The sequence below is a fragment of the Paenibacillus sp. FSL K6-2524 genome, from assembly GCF_038005525.1.
GTDB classification, from domain to species: domain Bacteria; phylum Bacillota; class Bacilli; order Paenibacillales; family Paenibacillaceae; genus Fontibacillus; species Fontibacillus anaericanus.
Genome location: NZ_JBBOSP010000001.1, coordinates 2,828,815 through 2,855,812, shown reverse-complemented (window position 1 = coordinate 2,855,812; position 26,998 = coordinate 2,828,815). Strand labels below are relative to the sequence as shown.

26 protein-coding genes and 2 pseudogenes are annotated in these 26,998 nt (G+C 37.6%); 5 read left to right on the top strand and 23 right to left on the bottom strand.

Annotation, left to right across the window (positions count from 1 at the left end; all coding sequences use genetic code 11):
* Nucleotides 1–5 precede the first annotated feature (5 nt).
* Complete coding sequence (locus tag NST85_RS12890) at nt 6–764, top strand: Crp/Fnr family transcriptional regulator (RefSeq protein ID WP_341189478.1); 759 nt, start codon at nt 6–8, stop codon at nt 762–764.
* Between the two features lie 632 nt (nt 765–1,396).
* Here NST85_RS12890 and NST85_RS29310 read toward each other — a convergent pair.
* The 15 genes and pseudogenes from NST85_RS29310 to NST85_RS12820 form a co-directional block, all read right to left on the bottom strand.
* On the bottom strand, nt 1,397–1,576 hold the full coding sequence (locus tag NST85_RS29310) for an AAA family ATPase (RefSeq protein ID WP_445671181.1): 180 nt from the start codon (nt 1,574–1,576) through the stop codon (nt 1,397–1,399).
* A 287-nt stretch (nt 1,577–1,863) separates the two neighbouring features.
* Complete coding sequence (locus tag NST85_RS12885; RefSeq protein WP_341189477.1) at nt 1,864–3,051, bottom strand: abortive infection system toxin AbiGii family protein; 1,188 nt, start codon at nt 3,049–3,051, stop codon at nt 1,864–1,866.
* Between the two features lies 1 nt (nt 3,052).
* Nucleotides 3,053–3,892 (bottom strand): abortive infection system antitoxin AbiGi family protein, encoded by an 840-nt coding sequence (locus NST85_RS12880; RefSeq protein ID WP_341189476.1) that lies wholly within the window; start codon nt 3,890–3,892, stop codon nt 3,053–3,055.
* A 276-nt stretch (nt 3,893–4,168) separates the two neighbouring features.
* Complete coding sequence (locus NST85_RS12875; protein ID WP_341189475.1) at nt 4,169–4,324, bottom strand: hypothetical protein; 156 nt, start codon at nt 4,322–4,324, stop codon at nt 4,169–4,171.
* Between the two features lie 92 nt (nt 4,325–4,416).
* On the bottom strand, nt 4,417–4,575 hold the full coding sequence (locus tag NST85_RS12870; protein WP_341189474.1) for a hypothetical protein: 159 nt from the start codon (nt 4,573–4,575) through the stop codon (nt 4,417–4,419).
* 1,496 nt (nt 4,576–6,071) lie between these two features.
* A pseudogene (locus NST85_RS12865) lies at nt 6,072–6,179 on the bottom strand (DUF255 domain-containing protein); the annotation flags it as partial.
* A 145-nt stretch (nt 6,180–6,324) separates the two neighbouring features.
* Nucleotides 6,325–8,106, bottom strand: coding sequence for a hypothetical protein (locus tag NST85_RS12860; RefSeq protein ID WP_341189473.1), 1,782 nt, complete (start codon nt 8,104–8,106; stop codon nt 6,325–6,327).
* Between the two features lie 447 nt (nt 8,107–8,553).
* Nucleotides 8,554–9,936 (bottom strand): hypothetical protein, encoded by a 1,383-nt coding sequence (locus NST85_RS12855; protein ID WP_341189472.1) that lies wholly within the window; start codon nt 9,934–9,936, stop codon nt 8,554–8,556.
* A 273-nt stretch (nt 9,937–10,209) separates the two neighbouring features.
* Complete coding sequence (locus NST85_RS12850; protein WP_341189471.1) at nt 10,210–11,550, bottom strand: AAA family ATPase; 1,341 nt, start codon at nt 11,548–11,550, stop codon at nt 10,210–10,212.
* 434 nt (nt 11,551–11,984) lie between these two features.
* Nucleotides 11,985–12,117, bottom strand: a pseudogene (locus tag NST85_RS12845) (DUF255 domain-containing protein); the annotation flags it as partial.
* A 355-nt stretch (nt 12,118–12,472) separates the two neighbouring features.
* Nucleotides 12,473–12,748, bottom strand: a complete 276-nt coding sequence (locus tag NST85_RS12840; protein ID WP_341189470.1) for a hypothetical protein — start codon at nt 12,746–12,748, stop codon at nt 12,473–12,475.
* 249 nt (nt 12,749–12,997) lie between these two features.
* The gene (locus tag NST85_RS12835; protein ID WP_341189469.1) at nt 12,998–13,609 is read right to left on the bottom strand and encodes a DUF6273 domain-containing protein; all 612 of its coding nucleotides are present in this window, start codon (nt 13,607–13,609) and stop codon (nt 12,998–13,000) included.
* Complete coding sequence (locus tag NST85_RS12830) at nt 13,610–14,581, bottom strand: MerR family transcriptional regulator (protein ID WP_341189468.1); 972 nt, start codon at nt 14,579–14,581, stop codon at nt 13,610–13,612. It lies immediately after the preceding gene.
* 175 nt (nt 14,582–14,756) lie between these two features.
* Nucleotides 14,757–15,107, bottom strand: a complete 351-nt coding sequence (locus NST85_RS12825) for a DUF2178 domain-containing protein (RefSeq protein WP_341189467.1) — start codon at nt 15,105–15,107, stop codon at nt 14,757–14,759.
* Nucleotides 15,097–15,336 (bottom strand): helix-turn-helix transcriptional regulator, encoded by a 240-nt coding sequence (locus NST85_RS12820; protein ID WP_341189466.1) that lies wholly within the window; start codon nt 15,334–15,336, stop codon nt 15,097–15,099. The genes NST85_RS12825 and NST85_RS12820 overlap by 11 nt, the downstream gene beginning before the upstream one ends.
* Before the next feature lie 368 nt (nt 15,337–15,704).
* Between NST85_RS12820 and NST85_RS12815 the strand changes: the two genes are divergently transcribed.
* Nucleotides 15,705–16,544 (top strand): YitT family protein, encoded by an 840-nt coding sequence (locus NST85_RS12815; RefSeq protein ID WP_127193286.1) that lies wholly within the window; start codon nt 15,705–15,707, stop codon nt 16,542–16,544.
* Nucleotides 16,545–16,732: 188 nt separating this feature from the next.
* On the opposite strand, the gene NST85_RS12810 is transcribed toward NST85_RS12815, so the two are convergent.
* Together NST85_RS12810 and NST85_RS12805 are read right to left on the bottom strand one after the other, a co-directional pair.
* Nucleotides 16,733–17,176, bottom strand: coding sequence for an OsmC family protein (locus NST85_RS12810; RefSeq protein WP_341191105.1), 444 nt, complete (start codon nt 17,174–17,176; stop codon nt 16,733–16,735).
* Nucleotides 17,177–17,261: 85 nt separating this feature from the next.
* Nucleotides 17,262–17,576 (bottom strand): MazG-like family protein, encoded by a 315-nt coding sequence (locus tag NST85_RS12805; protein WP_341189465.1) that lies wholly within the window; start codon nt 17,574–17,576, stop codon nt 17,262–17,264.
* A 669-nt stretch (nt 17,577–18,245) separates the two neighbouring features.
* On the opposite strand from NST85_RS12805, the gene NST85_RS12800 reads away from it, so the two are divergent.
* The 3 genes from NST85_RS12800 (at nt 18,246) to NST85_RS12790 (ending at nt 22,108) form a co-directional block, all read left to right on the top strand.
* Nucleotides 18,246–18,989, top strand: coding sequence for a hypothetical protein (locus tag NST85_RS12800; RefSeq protein WP_341189464.1), 744 nt, complete (start codon nt 18,246–18,248; stop codon nt 18,987–18,989).
* A gap of 13 nt (nt 18,990–19,002) precedes the next feature.
* A complete protein-coding gene (locus NST85_RS12795) occupies nt 19,003–20,691 on the top strand; it encodes a vWA domain-containing protein (protein WP_341189463.1) in 1,689 nt (562 codons plus the stop codon).
* A 277-nt stretch (nt 20,692–20,968) separates the two neighbouring features.
* Nucleotides 20,969–22,108 carry a toxic anion resistance protein gene (locus tag NST85_RS12790; RefSeq protein ID WP_127193276.1) on the top strand — a complete coding sequence of 380 codons (1,140 nt, stop codon included), beginning with the start codon at nt 20,969–20,971 and terminating at the stop codon, nt 22,106–22,108.
* Nucleotides 22,109–22,194: 86 nt separating this feature from the next.
* On the opposite strand, the gene NST85_RS12785 is transcribed toward NST85_RS12790, so the two are convergent.
* The 6 genes from NST85_RS12785 to NST85_RS12760 form a co-directional block, all read right to left on the bottom strand.
* Nucleotides 22,195–22,911 carry a DUF3994 domain-containing protein gene (locus NST85_RS12785; RefSeq protein WP_127193275.1) on the bottom strand — a complete coding sequence of 239 codons (717 nt, stop codon included), beginning with the start codon at nt 22,909–22,911 and terminating at the stop codon, nt 22,195–22,197.
* A complete protein-coding gene (locus tag NST85_RS12780; protein ID WP_341189462.1) occupies nt 22,911–23,177 on the bottom strand; it encodes a hypothetical protein in 267 nt (88 codons plus the stop codon). The genes NST85_RS12785 and NST85_RS12780 overlap by 1 nt, the downstream gene beginning before the upstream one ends.
* Nucleotides 23,178–23,462: 285 nt before the next feature.
* Nucleotides 23,463–25,349: a M56 family metallopeptidase gene (locus tag NST85_RS12775; protein ID WP_341189461.1), complete on the bottom strand. Its 1,887-nt coding sequence runs from the start codon at nt 25,347–25,349 to the stop codon at nt 23,463–23,465.
* Complete coding sequence (locus tag NST85_RS12770) at nt 25,346–25,720, bottom strand: BlaI/MecI/CopY family transcriptional regulator (protein ID WP_127193271.1); 375 nt, start codon at nt 25,718–25,720, stop codon at nt 25,346–25,348. Before NST85_RS12770 ends, NST85_RS12775 begins: the two co-directional genes overlap by 4 nt.
* A gap of 369 nt (nt 25,721–26,089) precedes the next feature.
* A complete protein-coding gene (locus NST85_RS12765) occupies nt 26,090–26,530 on the bottom strand; it encodes a hypothetical protein (RefSeq protein WP_341189460.1) in 441 nt (146 codons plus the stop codon).
* The gene (locus NST85_RS12760; protein ID WP_341189459.1) at nt 26,514–26,987 is read right to left on the bottom strand and encodes a MerR family transcriptional regulator; all 474 of its coding nucleotides are present in this window, start codon (nt 26,985–26,987) and stop codon (nt 26,514–26,516) included. The genes NST85_RS12765 and NST85_RS12760 overlap by 17 nt, the downstream gene beginning before the upstream one ends.
* Nucleotides 26,988–26,998 lie beyond the last annotated feature (11 nt).

The window sequence follows — 26,998 nt, the reverse complement described above, 5'->3', positions numbered from 1 at the left end:
CAGCCATGAATAAAAGCAAAGTCGACAACTCGTATGAAAATAAAGAACTACCACACTACATAAATGAACTTTTAGCGTTAATCCACAAACACAACCTGGGCAGCATGCGACGTTATCGTAAAAATGAACATATCTTTCATAATAACGATCCAGCGGACTCTATCTATATTATCCAAAAAGGTGTAGTGATTACTTATCTGGCCGATCAAGAAGGGCGTGAACGAATTCGGCGTTTCTTCTCCGTAGGTGACATTCTTGGTCATAACACACTGTTCCATGGTGGTTACATTGCCGATGCACAAGCCATACAACCTAGCAAAGTAATTGTCATCGATAAAACTCAATTTCTCCAACAGGTCGAATCTGAACCTAAGCTCCTTATTCATCTATATCGCGTTCTCGAAATGACACACCGTAATCTAGCTATACATATGGGAGATTCCTATTATAGTGCAGAGACACGTGTGCTGAAATATCTTCTCCGATTGCTTAGCCAATTCGGTAAATCGACAACAGAAGGTATTGTAATCACAATCCCTGTCACCCACGAACTGTTAGCAAAATATGCTGGGACAACAAGAGTTACAGTCACTCGTGTACTGAGTCGACTTTCTGCAGTGAATATCTTAAGCACGAGTCCAAGGCCCTGGATTGTAAAAGATTACGACGCACTTGTTGAATTATGTGAGCAAGCGTGCTTAGATCACACGTGCATTGTAGGTTCAGGATATGGCTATGAACAGCAAAAGACTTGCTCGAAGTAATGGTGGCTTCGAGCAAGTCTTTTGCTATAATTTGATATTGATTGCTATGCTATTCATAGGCTCAAGTGTAGAGAGTACATTATGTTTAACCATCACCATGGTCGTCTAATCTCACTATCAAACATCTAATATGGCCTCTTGCATTTGCTGTTTCGTGAAAGCGTTAATCACTCTAAACGGCTCATCGAGGGGCGATATTTCTGGAGCTCCAAATAAGAGCCTTTGCAATCTCAACGCGTTGTGACATCTTATCAATGACAGGTACGTGTGAATCAACAACTAGCTATACCCAATAGATAAGAAGACAGGTTTGTATTCCTGCTTAGCTTTGTCAAAAGCTTCTTCGAATAAGAAAACCAATTCAAAGGGTTAGTGCGTATTACAGTAAATACCAGACTTTTCATTGGATAATCTATTGGGTACTTTTTGAGTTGTCATGGGGCATCACCTCGTTTAGTGTTTGATTTGGGTAAAGTATTGCTTAGGGGTAGTTTACCCAAATTAGTCGAGGAAATCTCTTCCTGTGTCTTGCAGGCTTTCTCCATCATCTATTTTTACAAGCAGTGTAGCCAATGAAACAGGAATACTGTCCTGTTCAGCTCCCTAATAGCCTAGGAATTAGTCAAATCCCCTTACAAATTTACCAGTATAACCCTCTGGTCCTCCTTAACCAAGCCAACTTTTAAACTCATTGCCGTTGTTGTCTTGCCGACGCCGCCCTTTTGATTAGCCAAGATAATTATTATCTTAGCATTGCATTTTCTCCCTTCAACGCAAAAAAAGCCCAAGCGGGGTGAGCGCTTGAGCTTCATTAGAAACATTATTCGCTACCTCTTGTAGGTTGTGTAGGAATTCGCTCTTCTGACTTGTATAGAAACGTTCTGCTTACATGATGAACATTTCATAGTGCTTGTGGTTGTACTTCCACTATCAGCATTGCTGGTGACCGTTATTAATAATTTTCCGCAGGACACACAACATCGACCTTAACATAATTAGCCATTTGTAACCCTTCTTTATATCTTTATTTACTCTATGTTAAGGATTCTTCCATTCACTACATCAGTAAATACTGGAAACGTGAATTATTTCACATATTTCACATTTCCGTTAGAAGCTCAGCGTTCTGTAATTCTTTACTGTTTCTCAAAAATAAATCTGCATCAGCCTTATCAAGAAAATGTTTAACGGAAATATACATTTTCTTATTCTCAATTGATTCTATAATAAGTTCGTATTCATTTTTTTGTTTGTCCACGGAAATAAGATCAGTTACTTTGAAATCAAACATGGCTACAACATTAAATAAGTCTAAAGTAACTCCCCATATAGTTAATTCTGACCGTTGAATTACTCCAAACATTAATCCTCCGTGTTTAATAAAACTGTCTTTATCAATTTCATCAGGGAGGGCAGTCGTTACCTTTTCGACGTTCCCATACTCTTTATATGCTCTATCCTCAATAAACGACTTATAAAGCTTCTCGATCCAGAGTGCATCTTCATTAGTAATTGGAAATTCCAGAATAAAGTTTGTCTCTATTTTCCGTTCTAAACTCTCTATTTTTTCCCAAAAATTTATAGTCTTTAATATCTGTAAGTCTTTATTTTCACTAATAAACGCAGAAAAATTTATTCCCGCAAATATAACCTGTCCCGAAACACAAGCCTGATACAACTTTAATCCTTCAATTATGTCAATGACTCTATTTGACTTCTCAATATTTATATTAAAGTTAAATTTTATTGTTTCTTTAACCTCATCAAGAATATATGAGACTTCCAGTACACTTTCTTCAACTGATTTAAATAGGCTTTTATCAAAGTGGGGATAAGGTTGCCTTTGAATTAAGATATCTTTCCTAATCCCACCTCCTTCGATATGCACCTTAAAAGGTGGACGAAATGGTTCGGGTATCATATGAAATGTGCCTATTGTTTTATTCCCTTCAAAAGGGAATGTCACTAGATCACTTAACAATATTTTAGAATCGTTAATTGTAATATAACCATCTTTGTCAGGAACAATTCTTAACTCTTTTTGGCTTCGATACATAAATTCTAATAACTCATCTGATGATTTTGGATTAAAATCATCAGGTAATTCAACCTCCATACTTAACTGCATTTTTGAAGGATCTGTTCTAATTGTACACGCACCTTCACCAATATCTACATACTTAAAATCTTTTGGGAGATTTTCATTTAATGAAGCAATAATCTCAGAAGGTATACGTAATCCTTGATTATTACGTTTAAATGCCTTATCAAAATCCGCAAACATCATCCTACCAATCCTCCCTCAACTCATCAAACACCAAAATTTTTGATACTAGCAGAGCCTTGTCCATTTCGGTCGTATCAATCTCACTATTGATAAAATTGATAAGTTCGATTCTGTCATTCTCACTCTCTACTACTAAATATTTTATTACACTGTATTCAAATGACAACCAAAGTTCTCGGCAGTGACGTATCCCATCTGAATATGAAATATATGCCTTTGGATTCATCTGTTCTTGGGGAACTAATAAAGGTAATTCCGTTGCTGTTAGGTTAAAATCGGGTATATATCTCCATTCTCTCTCATCGTGAAAATTTTTGTTTACATATTCTCCGTATCTAAACATTTGCCCATCTAAAGGCTTCATAAACAAAAGATTTGTAAGCAAATAATTGTTGTATTGCTTTAAGTATGCTCTATCTTCATCAGTTGCACTTAGCGAGTTTGAGAATATTGTAGAAAAATCATGTCTTAAACTAGAGAATTTGTTAGAATAGTTTATTGGCTGGATACCTTTCTCAATTCCCCAATCCTTATTTAATCCAATTCCAAATGATCCATAAAAACTCATATGTGGAACTAGTTTATTGAGGTGTATGTCACAAAAACAAGTCATTGGAAAAGCAATACGCTTTAAATCATTAATGTTGAGATATTCGATTGTCTCTTCATAATACCTAGGAATAATTGCTCTATTGTATAAAATTAATTTTAAATATTCGAGTTTTCCCATGAAGTTAAATAAAACGTTCGCACTTTGTTCAGGCCTTACAGACAACTGTTTAATTGTCAACTGACTATCGTCCTTGAGTTTGAACATTTCAGTATCTCTATTAGGCTTCACTGTGACCTCCATAAAATTGAAACTTTTAACACTTGAAATAGCATACCACACTCAATAATAAAATAAATAGTATTTGATTTAACAACTCAGTTCTCATTAGTTACACATTTCATCACAAAGCTATCGAGGTAGCAGATAAATTTAATAGGGGTTCAAGTATATCTTCACTTGAACCCCTGAAATAGGTAAATGTGGCTCCAAAACACTATTCCCTCACCAACAACACACAGCACTCCACATGTGAGGAGACAGTAATAAGAAAGAATATATCAATCTTCATTTATAACAAATCGTCAACTCCACCCGATTCCCTTCCCGATTATACACAATCCGCTCCACCAGCTTCTTCAACACCCGATTCTTCTCTTCACTCGTCACCGCGGCGCTCCACAACCCTCTAAACTCACCTACCCGCTCATATATCTGCTCCACAGTCGGGTAATTCCCTTCATCTACTACAACCTTCGTAAATCCTTCAACTCTTCCTCCAGCTTCTGTATCTGCCTTGACCGGATATCTTTACGCTAAAAAAATACTTGCTTCGTTATCATGTCCTCTTCATACGATTCATGCAGCCTATCCAATGCCCGCTTCTGTTTCTTCAATTCCTGCTCTTTAACCTCGATGATTGCCTGTGTATCATTGTAGCGACTTCCATGCAGATTTACTTCTAATGTTATCAATCCTTTGAATGTAGTAAATCGTGGAGTTAATTAAATCCTTTTTAGTAAATTCGTATTTCAATACTTCATCAATTGATAAATCAGATTTACATTGTAGAATATACTCAACAAAATAATCTCAAATTTTAGGGATAAATTGATTATTTTCAAACATTGTTAATCCAGAACTGAAGATGGCAACCAAATTCAAAAGTTCTTCTCTCACTGTTTTCACTATCCTTTGTTTTTTGTTGGGTTTTAGATTCAAGTCTTGCCCCATTTCTTATAACGTAATATTCACGAAGTTCGAATATAAGGAATACAATTGATTAAACGAAATCACCGTGTTTAAATAGCCTTTTTGAAGCATGTTTTTATTAAACTATTAAATGGAAGAATATGACAATCACTAATCTTATACTTTCAAACAAAAAGCCTCCACCAGTTCCTTTGGCAGAAGCTTCTTAACAATTGATTCACGCAAACATCTCAGTTATGTGGCTGTGTACACAGTTAATGAAATCAAAATTTAAAACTTCGCCAATTAACTTGATTAATCGCAATAGCAGTAATAAAGCAATTATTAAGTACATTGTAAAAATTGTAATCTCCCTGCTTATAAATTAATCCAGTAGAATTTATTAATATGAAAATTACTATATAGATTAAGTTGATATGTGATACTAAAACCTCAGAAGTGTATTCGTATTTAATTTTTTTCTGACTCATAACAACAGAAATAAAAAACTGATTAACCCTTACTCCTACTAAGCGATATAAAATTAGAAATAATGTAATCAGAGTATAAAGTATACTATTAAGATTAATTGTGAAATTGGGGACAATTAAAAACAGCAATGCACTACTACCCAGAATAAGTAACAAGTATATGAAAGAGGTAACAATCATAGTGGTAATTGTCGAGTATACTTTAAACAATATAACTACTATAAAAAATATAATTGCATCTACAATTAATGTAATAAGTAAAATTCTTGTAAGGCTGTTATACACACTAACGCCTATTAAGATACCCATTAACAAGAACAATATAAACTGATTGATTTTATTTTTGTAATTTAAATGACTCAAAATCATTATTGCTCCTAATAAAGAACCCATAGCCGAAATAAGAGTGACAAGGATCGCATAGTAAAGTATTCTGGGTTCCTCATGAAGGTTCAGATCAGGCGTGTACTTTTTTAGTGCAAAAATAGAGCCCCACAATATTATCATGCCAGCAATAGAAAAACTTATTTTAAATTTAGTTGAAGTATTGGATATAAAAAATGAATTGCTCATTTTTAGTAATGGTCACCCCAAATAACAGCATTCTTTTCTAAACATAAGCCACAAGATTAACTGTCTTATCATACCACAAAATGGATGAATATGACGAACGTAGTTCCTATACTTTCAAAACAAAAAACTCCCGCCAAAATAACAGCAGAAGCATCTTTAAATAATTGATTTACGCGAACATCCCATCAATGACAGGTAGTGTGAATCAACAACTAGCTATAACCAATAGATAGGAATATCGGTTTGTTTAGGCATTTAGCGATCTCAAAAGCTTCTTCGCTCCAATGTAACCAGTTCACCAGGTTATATGCGTGTGGCAGCAGATACGGCGACTATTCTTTGGCTAATCTATTGGCTTTTGAGTTGTTATGGGGCATTACCTCTTTTTGCTTGAATTTGGTAAATAAAACTTAGGTTATTTTACCGATACGAGAGGGAAAATCGTAGGGTGAATGACAAAAGGCAACTCTAATTGTCATCTTTACTAATTCGCTTTATGTATTCAATAAAATAATACTTTTTCCAAATTGGTTCGAGTAGTTTAATTACTTCTTTAATGACTATTTTATTTAAATTATGTATAGCATTCTTGCATTTAAGTGCTTCAATATAGCACTTAAATAACTCACCGATTTGTCCCAAAGTAATATTTTCTTCAACGATAGTCTCTAATTTATGGTTAATTAAAGCAATTGCATCCATATGATCATTTTTTTTGAGCATTGAAAAATCAAGTTGCTTTTTTATGTAGTTGTAAGAGTAGTTTGGTAACTCTATATTCATCAGAATATACTTTATTCCCAAAAAAATGGATTTGATCTCTTCCAGAGATAAAGAAATCCTTGGGTTAGTACTAAAAAACATCTGTAATGAATACATCTCAGATAACAAATCATCAGCACTTTCAATAAGTTCAAAGTCTCTTGTTGTCTGAAAACTAGAACTTATTATGTAGTTGTCAATTTTGAAATCGTTACTGAATTCAAGAAAAGCTATACTTTTTCCCAACCAGTTTTTCTTTGTATTGACTAGTTCATAATAATAGATTACATATGGAATAAACTTTTCTGTCAGCCAATAAAATGTCTGTTCCGCCGTCCAAGGTTCTTCATCCGTTATAAATTGATTATCATACCTCTTCCATTTAATCCATAAAGTTTCATCGGGATTCATATAAGATGTATAATGATAAGATTCTGTGTTATCAGGTTCTAGTCTTGTTAAGATTATACGATTTGGATAAAGCATTATAGTGCCATTTGTGCGATTAAATATATGCCATTCTGAATTTCCATTCGAATAATCAAATTCCCACGAAAACTCAATCATCTTCCTCCATAAACTTCTTTTAATTTCAATAAGTTTTACTGAACATTCATAAGGATCAAAATCACAAAAATTGGTTACTCCCCATTTGTTTTCAATTGCTTGAAATTGCTTAACAAAAACTTCTCCAAAATCATCAACTATCTTACATAGTTCTTCAACTTCTTCTTCCTTTAATGTAAAGCGATTATTACCAAGTTGTATATAATACATATTTGGAAGATTAAAATGCTGACCTACTATAAAACCTCTTGTCTCTAATTTGTAATCAGTATTCAAACCTAAAAACAGTTGTTGGGTAATTTGTTTGTGAGAAAGTGTGATCATACAGTCACTAACAAAGACACTCCTGAATTCAAAACAACAACTACCACACTGTTCATACGGCCTAGGTAAGAATGCCATAAGACTTACCGAATGCAAACTTCTTGAAAAATGCTCAGATGTAACTTCTCTTTTTTTCTCAAAAGGGCCAAATTGTTCAGGTAATAATTCTACTATCTTTGAAAACTCTTTCCTTGGGTTATTTGAACTACTAATATATGCGCTTATCGCCACAAGATATCTTTCGAAATCTTTAAAATCCCTCAACTCTTGGATTCTTTTAATTATTTCCGGGGCTTTTTCTTTTGCCCGATTTATTAAAAAAATTGCGTGTGGTAAATCGTATAACTTGTTGCTTTTTAATAAATTTATTTTCCAGGTTGCAGGAACCAAATTATACAAATGATTTATGTCTACATCATGGCCAAGTATTTTCTTATATTCATTTAGTTCGTCCAATTTAGCTTCATAAGATTGCGGAACTATATGATCTATTGTTGCATTAAACATATTCAATGATTTTTCAGTATAATAACATTGAAAACCATGTGCTTCCAAAATTGCATAACGAACAATAGGATCTTTAGGATTAACCTCCATTCATAAAACCCTCGTTTCACTAGTAATTTTTTGTTTACTGCAAGCGAATTTTATTTGCGGCTGATTCTGACCTCTTCTAAAATAGATATAGAATTAGTAGAAGGTCTCTACATTATGTAATTTTATTACAAACAAAACCACATATTGAAAAATAAGCAGATACGTATATTTGTAAATTTTTCTGTTATTTATAATTTTTTTCGCACTAAAGCTATCCTGGCTTGGTCAAAAGCTTCTTCCGACCAAGCGAACCAGTCAGCAAGAATTTAAGTAGGTCATTTAGTAACCATTAATTATTGAATATCAGTTGCTCTGTGCTTACGATAACCACTGTCATAAGGAATGGTCTAAACGGGTAGTTTTTTTAGTTTGTTCGATAAACGACAAAACACCTTCGCGATATCTTTTTTATAGCGCCTGTACTGCTGTAACCCATTAAGTTAATTTTTATATGCTTAAAGGATTTAAATCAGTTGTAGAAACAGTGTAGATTTTACTTCTATAATCATCCCAGCATAGATCTAAAAATGACGATATTTTCATATAGCTTTGTGTAATGATTGCGGCCTCATCGCAATAAATTCTACTACGTAATGCTCCTCCGTGATGAGCATTATGTATATCCTTTGGAAGCTTCTTCAACTCTGTAAAAAGCTCACGATAGTAAGCAGATTTATAAAAATCAACTCTACTGATTGCGTCATTCAATTTTTTCAATAAACCATCTAAATTATCATCCACTTTAGGTGAGGTTGGAGCATAAACAAGAATATCCTTGAGCTCATCTTCAATCCATACTCTTACTGATTCGACAAACCTTTTTGCTAATTGCTCATCTTTCTTGTCTTCGTTCCATGATTTCAAATCTTTATCAACTTCTGCTTTCCACTCCTTGATATCTATAACATCTCTTACTATGCTCAAAGACTTGATACGCTGAATTTGAGGATTAACTCCATACTGTTTCATGTGTCTTGGCCAATCTGGGTCATGGGAGGTTATAATAAATTGATTTTTTCTTTGGGTATCGAATACTCTTTTAGCAAATCTAGTCCTATGCCCTTCATCAAATGAAGTTAATGGATCATCTAATAAAGTAAAGTTTAACCAAGCACTTTGTGTGCTTTCACTTCTTATCTCTGACATAGCAAATATATACGCCCATAATAGTGCTCTTATACGAGAAGCATTAATTAGTGGTGCAGCCTCTACTAATATCCCTCTGTGCTCTACCAAAAATTTCATGTCAATTTGACGACCTGATCTTACAGGTTCGATTATCTTTAAAGGGAATTCATCTGTCCCATACAACTCTCCATAGATCATTTGAATTCTAGTAATAACCATCTCTAAATCGTCAACTAACAAATTATCAGCCAACTCTTTTTGTGACTCTAATTCTATTAGCGCTTGCTTAATTCGTTCCATAATTTGTTGCTCACTAGATATTTTTTCCTTCAGTATGAGATTACTTTTATACTCTTCCATCTCCAAACAAGCATCTTGTAGTGGCTTAATAGATAAAACAATTTCTTTACAAACTGTCAAAATATGAATCAATGAATCGGATTCAGGAGTATCACAGAATCCCAAGGTAGTACCAATGTTCATCTTAAAAGAAACGAAGTTAGTATTAATCCAATTTAATACAGTAATTTTATCGAGGTATTCATTAGCTAGGGTTGTGTAATCATCTAGAATACTAGAATTATTATTATTCCCCAATTTATTAATGGTTCTTTCTATATCTTTATCTAAATAATTTTTAAAATCAACTGAGCTGACTAGCGCATTGATTTTAGGTTCTAGATTTGTTCTAAGTTCATCCAATCCATTGTTTAAAAAACGATATATGAATGCAGTAACATCTTTTGTGACAGTTTGTACAAAATCGGACGTCTTTACCACATGTAATGAGTGTGGCACTTTACTTTTTAAACGATTACAACAACGCTTGATAATTTCAACTATATTAAGGCTAGCCTCGTCTTCTAAATTTTTTAATGCAATTAATTCTTCTTTTACAGAATTAGTATCTTCTAAAATACTTTCGCAAAGAGGACAGTTTGAAATATCAGAATCAATAGGAATTAGTTTAACAGCTTATAACATTAACTCTAATTTTTTTATTTCTTGCTTTTTCTCGTACCAAATGAGAGCTAGCAGTAATTGTTCGGTTGTTTCAGTTATTACTGTACTGAATTCAATTATTTCAGTTGCACTATAACTCTGTAATGATTTTGAGAAATCTTTTATTATACTCCATTCTTCAATAGAGCTTTGAGTGATTGCTTCATGGGCAGCAATGATTTTTGTTAGTAAACCTTGAGTAAGTGCATCATTTACATTAAACTCTTCAATCTCTTTAAGATTTAATACCTCCTTAAGTTTAACCAACCTTTCATTGGCCTGTTTTGTTAACCATACTTTTTTCTGATTAATTCTATCTTTTAACTCTCCTGTAGTACCTATTGAAGCGTATTCATCTTTAATATCGTTAGGAATTCTGGATGATATTTTTTCACCTAGCACTCGATTTTTTTGATCAATATGACTAATTTCTTGTGATTTTTGGGTAATATACCTTGTACAAGCTTTCTGCATTTCTTTTGCATAGATGCCAATGTAATTCAATGAATCTAGCCCGCTTATATTTAAAAAAATTTGGGCAATATCAGAATCAGCTGTAAATTGAATATGATTTACTTTTGCTGGCATTATAAGGGACAAATCAATTGATAAATCGTCCAAAATTGGCATGTTAGACAATTTTGACTTCTTGGCTCCTGTTAAATCTCTCCTAATTATTACTGCATCTCCCCCTGAACTTGGAATCAGTTCAACTTCAACCCAGCAATTATAACTCTGAATATTCTTGATTGCGTGTTCAACTGATGGTAATGCGCATTCAGAGGGCCACTCTCTTCCTATGGTATTAATTTCAAAGTCAGTCTCTTTTTTTTCATACAAAGATATTACTGGGGCAATGCTCGGCTCTGTCCGATCCCATAATAATTTACCAGTAAATAGCCAGACGATGGCATTCATGATTGACGACTTGCCTGTACCATTGCTTCCAGATATGAGTTGAGTTTTACCATCAAAATTATATTCAAACACCGGACCATTAAATATTTGAAGACCTCTAAAGTTGGAAGCTCTTAATTTCCCTAACTTGTAGGAACATACTTCATTAAGTTGAACATCTTCTGACGCCTCTGAGATAACGACTTCTGTGAGCGCCTGATTAAATACTCTTATCAAGGTTGTAAGTTTATCTTGACCAAACGGAGCAATGAACTCACGTTCAGAAAAATTCCTCAAACATTTTAAGACTAGTATCCCATTTTTAGAGTATGGGCCTATTTTCTTATCTCTAACGTTAATCTCCTTACCTCTTAGTAAGTCATCTAATACATTTTTAACTCGAGAAGATTCCAACATACTGCCACCACCATCCTAAGGATAAATAATCTGTCAAACCTCAATAATGACTAAAGAACTAGATTCGACGTTTTCCAGCAATTTCCTTTTTTTGATCAATAATTTACATCATTGGTTTGAGTCCGTGTAATAACAAACCGAGTAGTTCCATTTCTATATTATATCGTTGATACCTTCGCATGATAGGTAGTACTTGCAAGAGGCTAATCATGCAAGAGTCGGGCACGATCAAAGCATGTTCGGCTCTTTATTATTCCAAACTAAAAATCTGGAGGAGCGTTTAATGAACAATTACAGCAACGAGGAATTGAGATCCCGAGTAAAGTAAGGTCATTCTTATCAAAAACTCCCGCCAAAACATCCGCAGAAGCTTCTTAAGTAATTGACTCACGCGAACATCCCATCAATGACAGGTACGTGTGGGTCAACAACTAGCTATACCCAATAGAAAGGAAGACAGGCTTGTTGTCGCGCTTGGCGATTTCAAAAGCTTCTTCTGGCCAAGGGAACCAGTTTACCGGGTTATGTACGTGTTTACAGCAAATACGGCGACTTTTCCTCGGTTATCTATTGGGTACTTTTTGAGTTGTCATGGGGCATCAACTCGATTAGTGTTGGATTTGGGGAAAGTACTGCTTAGGGGTAGTTTACCCAAATGGTGGGGGAACGCTCAGGTTCTTATCTTTGCTGGTTTATTTGTCTGAGAGCTACTTCCACGACTATATATCTGACACCAAAAGATGATCGCAATGCAGCTTGACTACAGCGCGATCCTTTTCCATCTATACTATGATTTTAATTTATATTAATTAATTCCCAGTTTTTTTCATTTTAAGTGATCGTAAATTTTCTAATTCTTCTTCAGTTGAATATTTGCTCCTAATAAATGCCAGTACATATCTAGCAATAATAGATTGCAGTCTTAATAATATTTTTTTATATCTCTGAGTGATTTTCCGTTATGAACTATTTCTGTTCTTATACCTTCAGAATAACCTCGTAGTTCCTCAGACATTGTATGATATTCTTTTTTTGTATTAACAATAAGAGGTAGTAGTTTGGGTTTCACTTTCTTAAAATTTAAAAACTCTCGTGATGTTAAAGTTTCAATAGTCGTCATTAAGTATATAAATTTACTGTCAATATGAGGTGTGTACATTGCTTCGCTTAATCTTCTTATTGCTAATTTTGAAAGCATTATCAATGGATTATCTTCATTCCTCTTAATAAGACTGGAAAACTCACTCTGCAATAATTTTTACCCTTTGCCGCTCTGAAAACGCGTACAAGGGCGGTACAAGCGGTGGAAACAGCACCATTCGAGCATAGAAAAAAGGACAAAGCCATAAAAGCCTTGTCCTATGGGGGAGCGTTCTAATCCAATTAATCACGCGTTGTGCCGTATTTTAGTCCTGCTTTGTGGTTTGCTTATTAGACATGATTCAAATTATAGCTTCAACCACAAAGCAGGACGGACACCGCCTGTACATTTGCCATCGCTGAGGTTGCCTTTCAATATGTTGTTGCCTTGGATACCTATATTACCGTCAGTCCCAAAGATGTACACGGCTTTTACATTAACGCGGCCGGGCGACCGAAGCCACCACCACCAACCCCACTCTTTACCCAGAAGTTTTGCTAATCGCTTACTGTTGTTTTCATCTTTTCTTTCAAACCAATATCTTTGATTTTTCCCTCGGTTTTGCAGGTTTGAACGGCTATCACCGAAATATTTGCACACTTCCTCAATGCTTAATAAAAATACACTGTCTTGCGTATCTGCTCCGCCATTTGAACCATACCACTGATTGTCAGGATTTTTATTAATGACCGGAATGATTCTGGATTTATCCGTTACGCTAAATTTCTCATAAAATTCACCATTAAGATAGTTTCTTAACGCGCAGTCAGCCCATGTAATATCCTTATAAGCACTATGGTAAGGGCGTTGTTCGATAATATCCTCGGTGATAATTAAAGCCTTATCGTTATGTAAGTCAAGCACACGCCAATTATAACCGCCGAATGATAAGGCTGAGCCGATTTTTATCTCTTCCATTTAAGCCTTCTCCTTAATTGGAAATAATAAATCAAGCTGCAAATCTTCCATTTTACTGCCTTTTTGGATAAAATGATAAAAATTCAACGTTTCTTCAAAGCCTTGCCCCGCAACCGTTTCCATCGATGTCCAGCGTGGGGAATTCCAGTCGTTCTCATATTTATCGCTTGCGTTCACCCATTCTCTTAACAAACGCCAGTCCTCGAAGTCCCATGCCCTGAGCACATGGGCGGCATATACCCCTCCGTCAAAAGTCCGTTTGACTAAAGGCGCGGGTACCTCCATGTCGGCCGGAATGGATACCCAAACCTCATAGACATGCGAAGGTTCTCCGAGTACCACCGCCTCCTTAGAGCAGTCAAAGCCAAAACTCCGGGCGTCGGGTTTGATGCTAAGCAATCCGCTGTCATTAACAAATTGCGATACCATGTCACCCGCTTTCCCTTCGCAGCCTTCTCCCGTTGCGTAAGCAGCAGCCACAGTCATGGGCGGCAAATAAACAATCCGCACATCCTTGTCCGCCAGTTTGTTTAGATTTTCATTGGCCTTGTTTAAGTCTTCCATTGACTTTTCCTCCTTGAAGTTGATTTTCGAGACAGTCAAGGAATCCACAACCTCCAGTAAACTTGCATCGTCAGGCAGCGCGAATTTCGCACCTCCGAGATTCAGATATTCGACAAAGGTTTTGATCACGCTGCGAATGGTGGAGAGCGCAGTGATTTCGTCCTCAATATCCGCAAGATTACGCTCAAAGGCTTCGATGGCAACGCGCGCTTCCTCGCTTTGTAGAACCTCCGCAATCTGTTTGAGCGGGATCCGCAGCTTACGCAGCACGATAATCTGACGCAGACGTGTGATGGCTTCGGCATCGTATGCGCGGTATGTGGAATCTTCCTTTTTCGTAGGAGTAATCAACCCGATTTGCTCGTAATACCTAAGTGTACGGGTTGAGATTGAAAAGTGCTTTGACACTTGACTGATGGTTTGCAGTTCGATGACTATCCCTCCTTCAGAGTATAAATATACAGGTTAACGCGACGTTAAAGTCAAGAGAGAAACTAAAAAAATTCGTTTAAGAAAACGCACGGAAAAGCTTCTATAGAAATTGATTCACGCGAACATCTCATCAATGGGAGGTACGTCTGGGTTATGAAAAATCCTTTTTATACTGGACGGCCAGGTAAATTCCACCAGCTAAAAATGCCAGCGAATATTTGTACAAGAAAAAAATGTTCCACATATATTCTTTGGGAAAAATCATGTCACATAAAATAATTGCCAACAACATATAGTAACTGCTTTTCAAATTGATTTTATATGTCCGTTCGTCGTCTTGCCCAATCATCTTATAAAATACATAGACCAAAATCATACTACCAATAAGCAATAGAAAACCAACTCCAAGGAGAATATTCCAATTTCCTGGAGATTGTTCAGCCCAGGATTTTAAAGGGGGAAAAATTGCGTCGTGGATAACTGAGAAATACTTACTTATCATTTTGATCATTCCCTTTCTTATAAGTAAAAATATCGTTTACATCAACTTTAAAAAAATCGGCAATTCGAAAAGCTAACAGCAGAGTCGGAACATAATTTCCTTTTTCCATTACGAAGATAGTTTGTTTGGAAACCCCGACTTCCTCTGCTAATTCTTGCTGAGACATTCTGGCAAGTACTCGATATTCATAAACCTTATTGGATATCGAGTCACCAAAATCTTTCTTCATGACCATCACCTCTGAACCGAATATAAACTAATTTTTTATAAAAGTAAAGTTTACTTATACAAAAACTAAAAATACCTTTATTTTTACTCAAATTACTTTAATCTTAATAATTGTACTTTCAAGAATTCGAATTCCTTTTCTATAACAAAATAGACCTCCAATCAGAGGTCTTTAGAACCAACACCCGATTCTGCTTTTTCAATTCCTGCTCTTTGACCTTGACTTTTATACAGAACTTTGCATATTCATAACCTACTACAGATCTCTAAGTTTCTATGACTTCATAGTCTTCGAAAAAAAGGGATTGCCTAAGCTCACCAATATGAGATATAGTATTTTGATTATTGCAAAATGTAAGGATGGTAACGATGGTAAAGAAACTAACTCACGATTTATTTTACTTAGTACTTGGTTCATTTCTGTTTGCCTTAGCAGTCAACGTATTTGTCATTCCCAATGAACTGGGAGAGGGCGGAGTTACAGGGGTTTCCATTATCTTTTATTATTTATTTCAATGGTCTCCCAGTCTAGTCAACTTAATATTGAATGCTTTATTGCTAATTTTCGGATATCGATTTCTGGATAAAAAGATGATTATTTATACAATTATTGCCGTGTTGTTGAATTCCATGTTTCTGCACCTTACTCACGATTGGAATATTCAATCCAATGAATTGATAGTGAATGCGATATTTGGAGGCATACTTGTCGGAACAGGCATTGGGATGATCATTCGGGTTGGGGGCAGTACCGCAGGTACCACCATTCTCGCAAAAATAGCAAATAAATATCTCAATTGGAATATTAGTTACGCCCTCCTATTTTTTGATTTAATCGTTGTATTTTGCTCTTTCTTCATTATCGGGACAGAGAAACTTATGTTAACCATCATTATGCTCTATGTCGGCACAAAAGTGATGGACTTTATTATTGAAGGACTGAACCCTAAAAAAGCAGTCACAATTATCTCCGTGCAGCAAGACAAAATCGCCGAACAGGTCAACTTGATCATGGACAGAGGCGTGACCGTTCTGCAAGGAAAAGGTTACTATACCCAGGAGCCCAAAGAAGTGCTCTACATTGTCATTAGCAAACAGGAAGTGTCCACACTCAAGAAAATCGTTGAAAATGCGGATAGAGAAGCCTTCCTCACCATTCATGATGTAAGAGATGTATTTGGAGAAGGTTTTGTAGAGTTATCAAAATAAGAAAAAAATCCAGGTATGTGTGGGTCCTATTTGAACGCAGGTCACCAAGTTTTTCGTAGAAGGTCTGAGAAAGCTAGGCCAGAAAAAGAAAATACCCAAACGACTTCAATTCGAAGGAATTAGAGCCGTTTGGGTTTTGTTCATTACAACAGTTGCTTAAGAAAGAGGCATTAGGAATGCAGCGAGCCTCATACTGTTTCAATAATAGGCTGTGTCTCTATGGAGACATTACCTGCTACCGCTCGGGAGATCATACAGGACTCTTCTGCCTTATGTGCCAGTAGTTCTGCCTTGCTCAGTTCAGCCTCTGTTGCACCCGCTTTGAGCACAATCCGTGGTTTATGCACGATCCGTTCGTACGTAAACACGTTATTCGTTACATCTACAATCGCTTCAGACTCCAGTGTTAGATCCTGTGGGGTAATATCCGAACGCTCAAGCATCGCTGCCAAAGTAATCAGATAACAGGTCGACGATGCCCCCAGTAGCATTTCGTCAGGGTTAGTACCTGTTCCCGGACCACCCATCTCCTTCGGAATCGAAATAATCGTTTTTAACCCGACTGCATCAATATGTCCTTCACTATTACGTCCACCATTCCATACCGCTGTCAGATGAAAAGGATGTTTCATCGCACTCATTCCTTTCAATAATCTCCGGTTCATTCCCGGATACATTCTATAACTTGTTCATATAAAGTATTGACCTGCTGCTCATTTACTTATAACGGTCATGTAATTTCTCTTGATGAGACTTGAAAATCTCCTCAAGACTAACGTCATACTTGTTGGCGATCACTATCACGTTTCCTAGTACATCACCAAGTTCTTCTATCAACTCTTGTTTATTTTCAGCGTATGTACCAACAGATTCATCTGGACGATCTCTACCTATTTCTAACGCTCTAATAGCACGCGCTACTTCTCCCGTCTCCTCAGCCAAAAAACCTATGCGTATGAAAATATCGAGTTCTGACCAGCCACGTTCTTCATAATAATCCTTCACCCATTTTTGAAATGCATTTACGTCCATTTTCTGATCCCCCTAAACAAGAATGAAATATCATTATACTAAATAAAAAAACATACGACATAGCAAAAAAGTAAGAGATGTGAGATTGAGATATACGTTAAGTCGAATCTGTAAGCTGAGATTCAAGGTGAGAGGACATAGGATCCGCTATAATGCCTATTCAGGCCTTTTTTTGAGTTTTGCGGACATGAGATCCGTTATTCGTCCCCAATACATCTTAATTAGAGATACTTGAGCGAATAGCGGAACCAGTGTCCGCATAGATCACAAAACAGGGGTATTTTCAGCAAATAACGGACTCAGTGTCCGCTCACACAAGTTCTCGACTAACATTTAGGTGCACCTTTCATGAAATGAAGCAGGTGATCGACGGCTTTAGTTACGAATTCTGGAGCAAGTCGATGCCAAAGCAAAAGCGGTATTTGAAGAAGGGAGCGCACCTACTAAGAACGCCATCCAAATTCATCGTCTCCGAAGCCACCGTCATGGCTTATTTATCCACTCCCCTAATCATCACTTCTTGTCTAGTTCCATTAATTTGGACTTGCTCTAATGCCACACATTGCCTGTACCTCATTCACCTTGTTCGCATAAATAAATTGATAAATCTATATATTGGAAGTGGACTATATTATCCGTTAGCGCAATAAGTGTTGGAGGTGTGTATTTTTGAATATTGCGAGATCCATCAAACTGCTCGGGCTTATTGTTGGCGTTGTATTCCTGAACATTGTAGTCCTGTCACCTGGGTTATTAGGGGTGGAAATTGGCGGAGCAAATGTCCTTGAGACAGCTTTTGGCGTAACTTTATTGTTTATTAGTCTCCTGGTTGTACTTTATGGGAGTTATTCTTCACTCTTCAAACCTCCGGTAGTGACGCCTGTCAAAGACATCAAAACGCATGAAGATTATATAGAAGCACTTAGCCATTTCCGAAATGAAAAAGTGTTTAAGAAGGATGTTTCCCTTGCCCTAGATCAGTTAGAGCGAATAGCTAAGAAAAAAGAAACCTTGTTAGATGTCCTTCTTCAAAGATTTGATCCCGCGGAATTAAGCTATAAGAAATTCATCTCTGTCATTTATGAGGTCGAAAAACTTTTTTACCTGAACATCCGTGGAATCCTTAACAAACTCAGTGTGTTCGATGCATCAGAGTTCTCTACTTTTGCCAGTGTGCAAAGACCTACTCAATTTTCTAAAAAACTGATCCAAGAAAAAACGGATCTTTACAATGAGTACTTAGCCTACGTAGCAGGGTATCTTGGGGCGAATGAAGAGATTTTGCTCAAGTTAGACAAATTGCTGTTGGAGATCTCTCTATTAGGGAGTACAGATTATAAAGATGTTGAAGAGATGCCGTGCATGCAGGAAATTGATGCATTGATCAAACAGACGAAATTCTATAAGCAATGAGAGGAAGATGAATATGGCTAGCAAAGGTAAAGCGTTTGTCGTGTTAGGGTTGATTGCGGTCATCGTTTTTGCACTTGTCTATTTTGGGATTAACTTAACCTCTAATTTTGGCAAATCCAAGACGGAGATCACTTCAGAAGACGCAAGCAAACAACTGGATAAACTCTATAGAAATATTTCCGTAACTACTGCTGAACAAATAAAGGGGCAAATCGACCTTGATCCTGTAGCTGTCGGTGACTCATTACCCGATATCTCGAAGTTCCCTATTTCTGTAACAAATACTACGGACAATTTCGTAGAGATTTTCTCCTCCACAGAGAAATCAGGAACTGGAAATGATGGTTGGTTGAACGAGGTCGCAACAGATTTTAATGCATCCAACTTTGAGATCGATGGGAGACCCGTTTCTGTTAAAATTCGCAATATTCCTTCAGGCACAGCCACAGATTACATAAGGTCCGGGAAGTATGTGCCAGATGCTTTTACGCCGTCCAATGAGTTATGGGGTGAGATGGTGAAGTCACAAGGCATCCAAACTGAACTAGTATCTAAGCGTCTCGTCGGGAATATTGCTGGTGTTGTTACCAATAAGACCAAGTACGATCAGTTAGTAGAAAAATACGGTTCTTTAAACGTCAAGACGATTACAGATGCTATTTCGGATAACGAGTTGGCTATGGGGTACACAGATCCATTCGCTAGTTCCACTGGTTTGAACTTTCTGGTGGCAGCTCTAGGAACTTTTGATAGCTCTGATTTACTCGGAGAAAAAGCGGTTCAAGGGTTTGAGAAATTCCAAGCCAATGTCCCCTTTATTGCCTCTACTACTTTACAAATGCGTGATGCAGCGAAGACCGGAATGCTGGATGCTTTTGTCTTAGAGTATCAAATGTATATCAATGCGCCAGATCTCAAGAGTGGCTATGTCTTTACTCCGTTTGGCGTAAGGCATGACAGCCCCCTTTATGCTATTGGTGATGTACCTCAAGAAAAGTTAGATATTATTAAGAAGTTTGCAGAGTTTGTTGAACAAGGCAAATATCAAAGTTTGGCTAAGGAAAAAGGGTTTAATGGTCTTGATGATTATAATTCTGAGCTTGCAGAAGTCGATGGATCCCTCTTATCCTCTGCACAAAAGTTATGGAAGGAAAAGAAAAACGGAAATAAACCGATCGCAGCGGTATTTGTAGCCGACGTATCCGGGAGTATGAATGGTGAACCCATCAATCAATTGAAAAAGTCATTATTAACGGGTCAAAAATACTTGGGTAGGGAAAATAGCATCGGTTTTGTTTCCTATTCGAATAATGTAACGATCAATCTTCCAATTGGGAAGTACGATACAAATCAGCAATCCATGTTTGTTGGATCGATCAACAGCCTTCAAGCTGACGGGGGTACTGCCACATTTGATGGTATCGTCGTAGCCATGAAAATGCTTCAAGATGAAATAGCTCTACACCCTGATGTCAGACCAATGATCTTCGTGCTAAGTGATGGGGAAACGAATGAAGGCCATTCACTTAACGATATCCGAGGATTAATTGAGACCTACAAAATCCCAATATATACGATTGGTTATAACGCAAATATCAAGGCACTCGAAAGCATTTCAAGTATTAATGAGGCAGCGAATATCAATGCGGATACAGATGATGTTGTATATAAAATTAGTAATTTACTCAATGTGCAAATGTAAATTAGGCTCAAAACCAAAATCAGAGCTTGACAAAATAAATCGGGAAGTAACGTTACGTTTTGAAGGATGTTACCATCGCTGTTAAATGAGAATTTCCTAAATTTACGATTTTAGTGGTTGAAATTCTCATTTAAAGGCGAACGCTTTGCTTGTTCACATTCCTCCAAAACTCCACTGATACGCTGTTCTTGTCAAACACTGATTTCAGGTATGCGCCGTATATTCTCTATCTGAAACTTATGCTGTACCTTCACAAAAACTTAAAAGGGGGATTTTGATGTCTTTTTCAATGGAAGTGGTTAGCCCAGAAAAGCTTAAGTCGGTTATTGAAGAGCAGGTTAAACCTGAACCTGAGGAAGTCAAACAACTCAAAGCGTTGGCAGCAAACAATGTCGGGGCGATCCTAGAGTTAGATATCGAGTCATTAGAGAAACGACAATCGGTATTGCAGTCCATCGATAGCTTCGGGATGAGTTCAATGAAGTCGTCCTCAGATAAAAATTCGCTCTTACAAGTATCTGTAGGCAATTTATCCAAAACAGGTGATGAAGGCGGGCAAGTAGCCAAGGGTTTGACGGAATTGCAGCTACAGTTGAAAGATCTAGACCCGAGTGTAGTAGATTTTGCGAAGAATGGACTTCTAGGTAAGTTCTTTAACCCACTTCGTACTTACTTTGCCAAGTACCAAAAAGCTGATGCTGTCATTTCGGACATTATCATATCCTTGGATAAGGGTAAGTCTGTACTAAAAAATGATAATACAACTTTGGAGTTTGAACAGCAGTCTCTCAGAGATTTGACCAAAAAACTACAAAAAGAAATCCAGCTTGGTATGTTGATGGACGAAGAGATTGAGACACAAATTGAAGCGGCAAAATTACGTAATGAGTCTGAGGATAAAATCCGGTTCATTACAGAAGAAGTGTTGTTCCCTTTGCGTCAACGTGTCATGGACTTACAACAAATGTTAGTCGTTAATCAACAGGGAATCATGGCCATCGAAGTTGTCATCAGAAATAACAAAGAGCTGATCCGTGGCGTAGACCGAGCTAGAAACGTTACCGTTTCCGCCCTCAAAATCTCAGTTACCGTCGCCAGTGCCCTCTACAATCAAAGGATTGTCCTGAAAAAGATCGAACTTCTCAATCAAACCACTGACAGCCTAATCAGCGGCACCTCCAAAATGTTAAAAGATCAAGGCGCAGCGATCCACAAACAATCTCTTGAGACGAGTATCTCAGTTGATACTTTAAAACAAGCTTTCACCGACGTCCTCTCGGCTTTAGATTCTATTAGCACATATAAGCAAGAAGCCCTCCCCAAAATGCGTGAGACCATTAATCAGTTTAGGGAGCTGGCTGAAACCGGGGAACAGCATATCGTGCGGCTGGAGAAGGGGCATCGGTTGGGTTTGTAGTGTATCCCTTAAGTTATCAAACAGAACCCCTCGATCTGACCATCTGACCAAGGGGTTCTATCTGTACAAAATGAATCAAAGCTGTGCTAATTATTTTTCTCGTATTTAAACGTATTTAACGAATCCACATCCATCATTTGGATCTCAGACCCATTAAAGGACTGTATCTCCATTGTCATGCTAGGTCTGACAACATCAACCTCTACTCCACTCGAATATACAGTATCATTTACAATATTCAAGCTGCGTGTAATGTAATCATAAGACCACGTACCTATCATCGCATCGTCTTTGTTGGGGTATTCGTTACTCCCGTACCCCTCATAGGCGCCATCCTCGCGAAAAACGACTATAACGTCGATTGAACCATCTGCTTTCCTCTTACCCCACTCGCCAGCTAACTCTCTACCATCCTTAGAAATATTGTTCAACACTGAATCTCTATCAATCCCTGCTTTTTTATCAAGGGATTTGAGATCATCACTGGTGATTGTCCCATCTCCACCATTCAGTGGTACGTCAGCAACGGATTGGAGCAGAGCATACGCATAATTCCAATAGTCTTGGGCTCTTAATAAATCTGTGTAACTATTTTGCAATGCAGCATTATCTCCTGATGTTAAGGCATCAGCCATAGACGTCAAAGAAGTAGAAAACATATTCGCAGATTCTATGTAGGCTGCATGAATTTGATCCATTTCTTCTGGTGCATTCAACAATGCATACTTTGAAGTTACAGACTTGATTCTATCGATATGCTTAATATTCAAATCAATCCATGCTTTATCGACCTTCTCAGGCATTACAGAAACCTCTCCAAAAGATTAAACTCCTGCTCCATTTCTTTGCTGTAATCATTGAGTTTTTCTATGTACTCGATCTTAGTTAACTGTGGTGTTTCCTTCTCTTCAGCCAAATTCAACGACACCTCCGAATCTTTTGACTTCTGGTTCACTCCTGAATCTTTTGCTATACCAGCACAACCCGCCAACAACACCATTGTCAAAACTACTAAAATCATAACTTTGAATAATATCTTCAATAAACATCCCTCGCTTTTCAGTGACATGTCTTCTATCAATATAAGAGTAGATTACCCCATTATACTTAATATTTAACATATATGCTAAATAAGTCATATTTATATCAATATGTAACTAGAATGCCCCTCTAACCCTCCAAAACTAAATATATAGACTCGACTTTATTAAACGATCATTGAAACGGCGATTGGACTGCCGCTTTGACATATTTTAATTCTTCCATGATGTCATCAAAGCCGTCACAATCCAATAGCACTTGCCATATGAATAAACCTCCCGTTTTACGGGGAGGTTTCAAAGTTGATGATTTCTTAATTATATCGATTCAATATCTCTTCCGCTTCCTGCTGCGTCATATTCCCTTGTTTCACTTGTTGCTCGCAGTAAGGCTCTATCTTAGCAAGAAGCTCTTCCTTCGTGTCATATGGACCAAAGGTAGCAGTCTCACCGTTGTCCAATGTGATATCTAGGCTATAGCTAGTAGCTCTTGATATTTCACCTGGATTATAGATCATCATAAAATCATTATGACCATCCACGGTTTTTGACACCTTCATCCCCTCTTTAATATTCGAAAGAATTTCCTCATACCCAGTAATCGCATCATCTACTCGTTTCTGTGACCATGTGAACCAGCCATCCCCAGAGGTCCATGATTTCTCTCCAATTAATTTCTGAAGTTCTATTGTTTCATTATCCAGCCATGCTTTGTATTCATCATAAGTCCACCATTCTACCTTAGGTACTGGATACATTGCATCTAATTCAGCTTGTGTCATCCACGTTTTCCCTTCGTCGGTCGAGTATTGTGTTGCACCGTTGTCTACTCGGGACATGAGCGAGAGCGTTGAAATCTCAAATGACTGAGACACCTCAGTTGCATTAGCATCGATTGGCATGCTTTGAATTTCCTTCGTCCTCGAATCGAATTCAGTTTGGCTTGCAGGAATTAACCCACTTAACTCACCTTTTGTATATTCCGCATCCAAATCTACTTCACCAGTGAGCTCTGAGAAACCAAGATGTGCAATTTCATCAAAAAACTGACGGACCGTTTTCCCGTTATAGGTGCTTCTCCCCGACTCTTCATCATAGATTAAACCGAATTTTTCATACGGAGCTAATACCTTTTTCATCTCTGACCTTTGCTCTTGTTCACTAAGTGGAGGTTTATTAGTAACGGTTCCTTCAATTGCATAAGCTGTGTCTATATCTTGTTTCAAGCCAGATGACCCCGTTGCGAAGACTGTCGTTGCACCAACAATCAATGCAAGGGCCAGAACAGTAGCTGCCGCAGTCGTTTTTCTCATTTTCATAATAGCAACAATCCTTTCTTCAATCGCATTTTTTGAAAAATGGTTACTCAAAGGGGTGATCCTATTCTTTCGTTCTTCCATCGTGATTAGCGACATGGCATAGCCTCTCTTCGTTGTTTCACCAAATGATCGCACGACCGTTTCATCACAAGAAAGTTCAATATCACGATTCGCAAGCATGTACATGACCCATACTAACGGATTAAACCAATGGATGCAGAGAACTGCCGTTAACAGTAGCTTCGACACCTGGTCGAATCGTCGAATATGTATAAACTCATGCTCAAGGATGTATTGTAACTGTTCGACATTACTCCAATCCATGTTCTTAGGCAAAAGTATGACTGGATGCTTAATCCCGTAGGTTAGGGGTGACCGAATGCGATGCGATTGTCGAATCTGTATTGAACGAGTCAACTTGTGTTCGTCGAGCCATTTCAAAGCTAATGGGTGATGAACAGGCAAAGAGGTTTGAAATTCTCTTCGGCATTTTACATAAGTAATCGTAAAGAACAAGGTACAGATAGCCGCACCAACAATCCAAATGACTACGATAGGTGAAACAAACGCTATTATTTGGTCACTGATCGGTGGTAGCTCTGATGTCGAATCTGGGAGGCTCATTGGTATAGTTAGTTGTGAGGTTATTGGTGGAGATGATTGATTAACGGTAGTTAATTCTTCAGGACGTAAACGATCGATCCAAGTATAGATACTTAGTGGTGACGAGATTGTGAAGGGAAGCAGCAGTCTGCATACGACAATTCCCCATAACATCATGAAGGTCTTCTTGGGAAGCTTGTGGATGAATAGTGCCCTGATGACTACGACGGCCAAGATCATCAACGCTGCCGAAGAACTCATACTAAGAAAGGTGTTCATAAGTCATCATTAAATTCTTCGTTGTTTACAATCTGTTTGAGTTTCTCAATCTGCCCAGTAGACAATTTCTTTCGTCCAAGTAGCGAGGCAAACAGTTTATCAACAGAACCATCGAACACCTTGTCGACTAACTCATCTGTCTCCATTTCTTGTACCTGCACCTTTGCGATTAATGCATGACACATAAAGTTAGGCTCACGGCGCTCTATAGCGCCTTTCGCTATGCATTTTTTGATAACAGTATAGGTCGTGTTCATATTCCAACCAATCTCGTCCTTCAAAATATCGGAAATCTCTTTAGCAGTGATATCTCCTGTCTTCCATAACACTTCCATAACTTTAAGTTCAGAATCAAAAAGCTTAATGGTCATTTAGATTAGCTCCTTACACTATTGCAATAGTTTGTGTTCTGATTTCATACTACTACGGTAGTTTGATGATGTCAACACTACTGCAGTAGTTTGAAGTCTCCCTCCGATTACATAGCGAATAACGATTCAATAGCATAAAAAAAGGAAACTTCTCACTTTCGAGAGAAGTTTCCTTTTTTTAGAACTAGACCAGTATACAAATCTAATATTCTTTTATTACTTAACCTCCTAAGCTTCATTATATAGAGCGGTAGATTCAGACGCCGTGCTCCTGCGTAAGGCAGATTAAGGAAGCTATTCATCCACTCCGTCCGCGCGGATCGAACACCGTATCGCTGCAACGATGCATAATCCCCGCCGTAGCCAGTTTCACTGCCCGATACTGGATTGTGGTGGCTGACCTCCGTACTGATTTTTCCTCGTACCCATTATGATGATGGCGATATAGATTACGATGGTAATTGAATCGATTAACGTATCCGTAAGTGCAGAAGCCTCATGAAATGCCGTTACACAAAGAATGACCATCAGTCGGAAGATTAGAATCGACACGATCATCCATACGGCAATAAGAATTTTTGATCGCTCACTTTGCAATGACATAAGAATGAATACGATGCCGAAGACCAGATTCTCTACCGTGATGATGTGCCATACATACGTGAATACCGTCCGGGTCTCCAGAGATATCAACCCTACCTCGAGCGTTGGCAGCACAGCGGATTGCCCATTCCATGCGTGCGTGATAGCAAACAACATCGCAAGAATGCCTGCAATCAGATAATAATAATTCCTAACTTTGATGTTCATTACATTCCTCCCCGCAAATTCCCGATTCATTCTTTCGGATATTCTGGTAAATTTCACGAACGATCCCTGCCAACTGTTGGTCGCTTTCAGAATCAAAGTTCCTTAACGTTTCGGCTGCTACATTGAGCAGCCAACTAACCTTTTCCAGATGGGCAATCTTCTTGCGCGTTTCTGCATTCTTGGCATCGAGGAACGAGGCAACCTCTTCGCAATAAGCGGGGGCTATATTTTCCATCCTGTGGAAACCAAACTTCCCCCTTATTTCGTCAAGTGAAAAGTCCGCATACTGCATGATTTGAATATTCATCAAGTCGACGAGGTCATCCTTCGAATACCTGCGGTACCGATTATCCTCCCGAGACGGCGATACGATTCCAATCCGGTCATAGTACCGTAGCGTATCCTTTGGAATTCCAAGTATCTGCGAAACCTCTTGTATTGAATAAAGTTTTTTCATAAACTCACAAT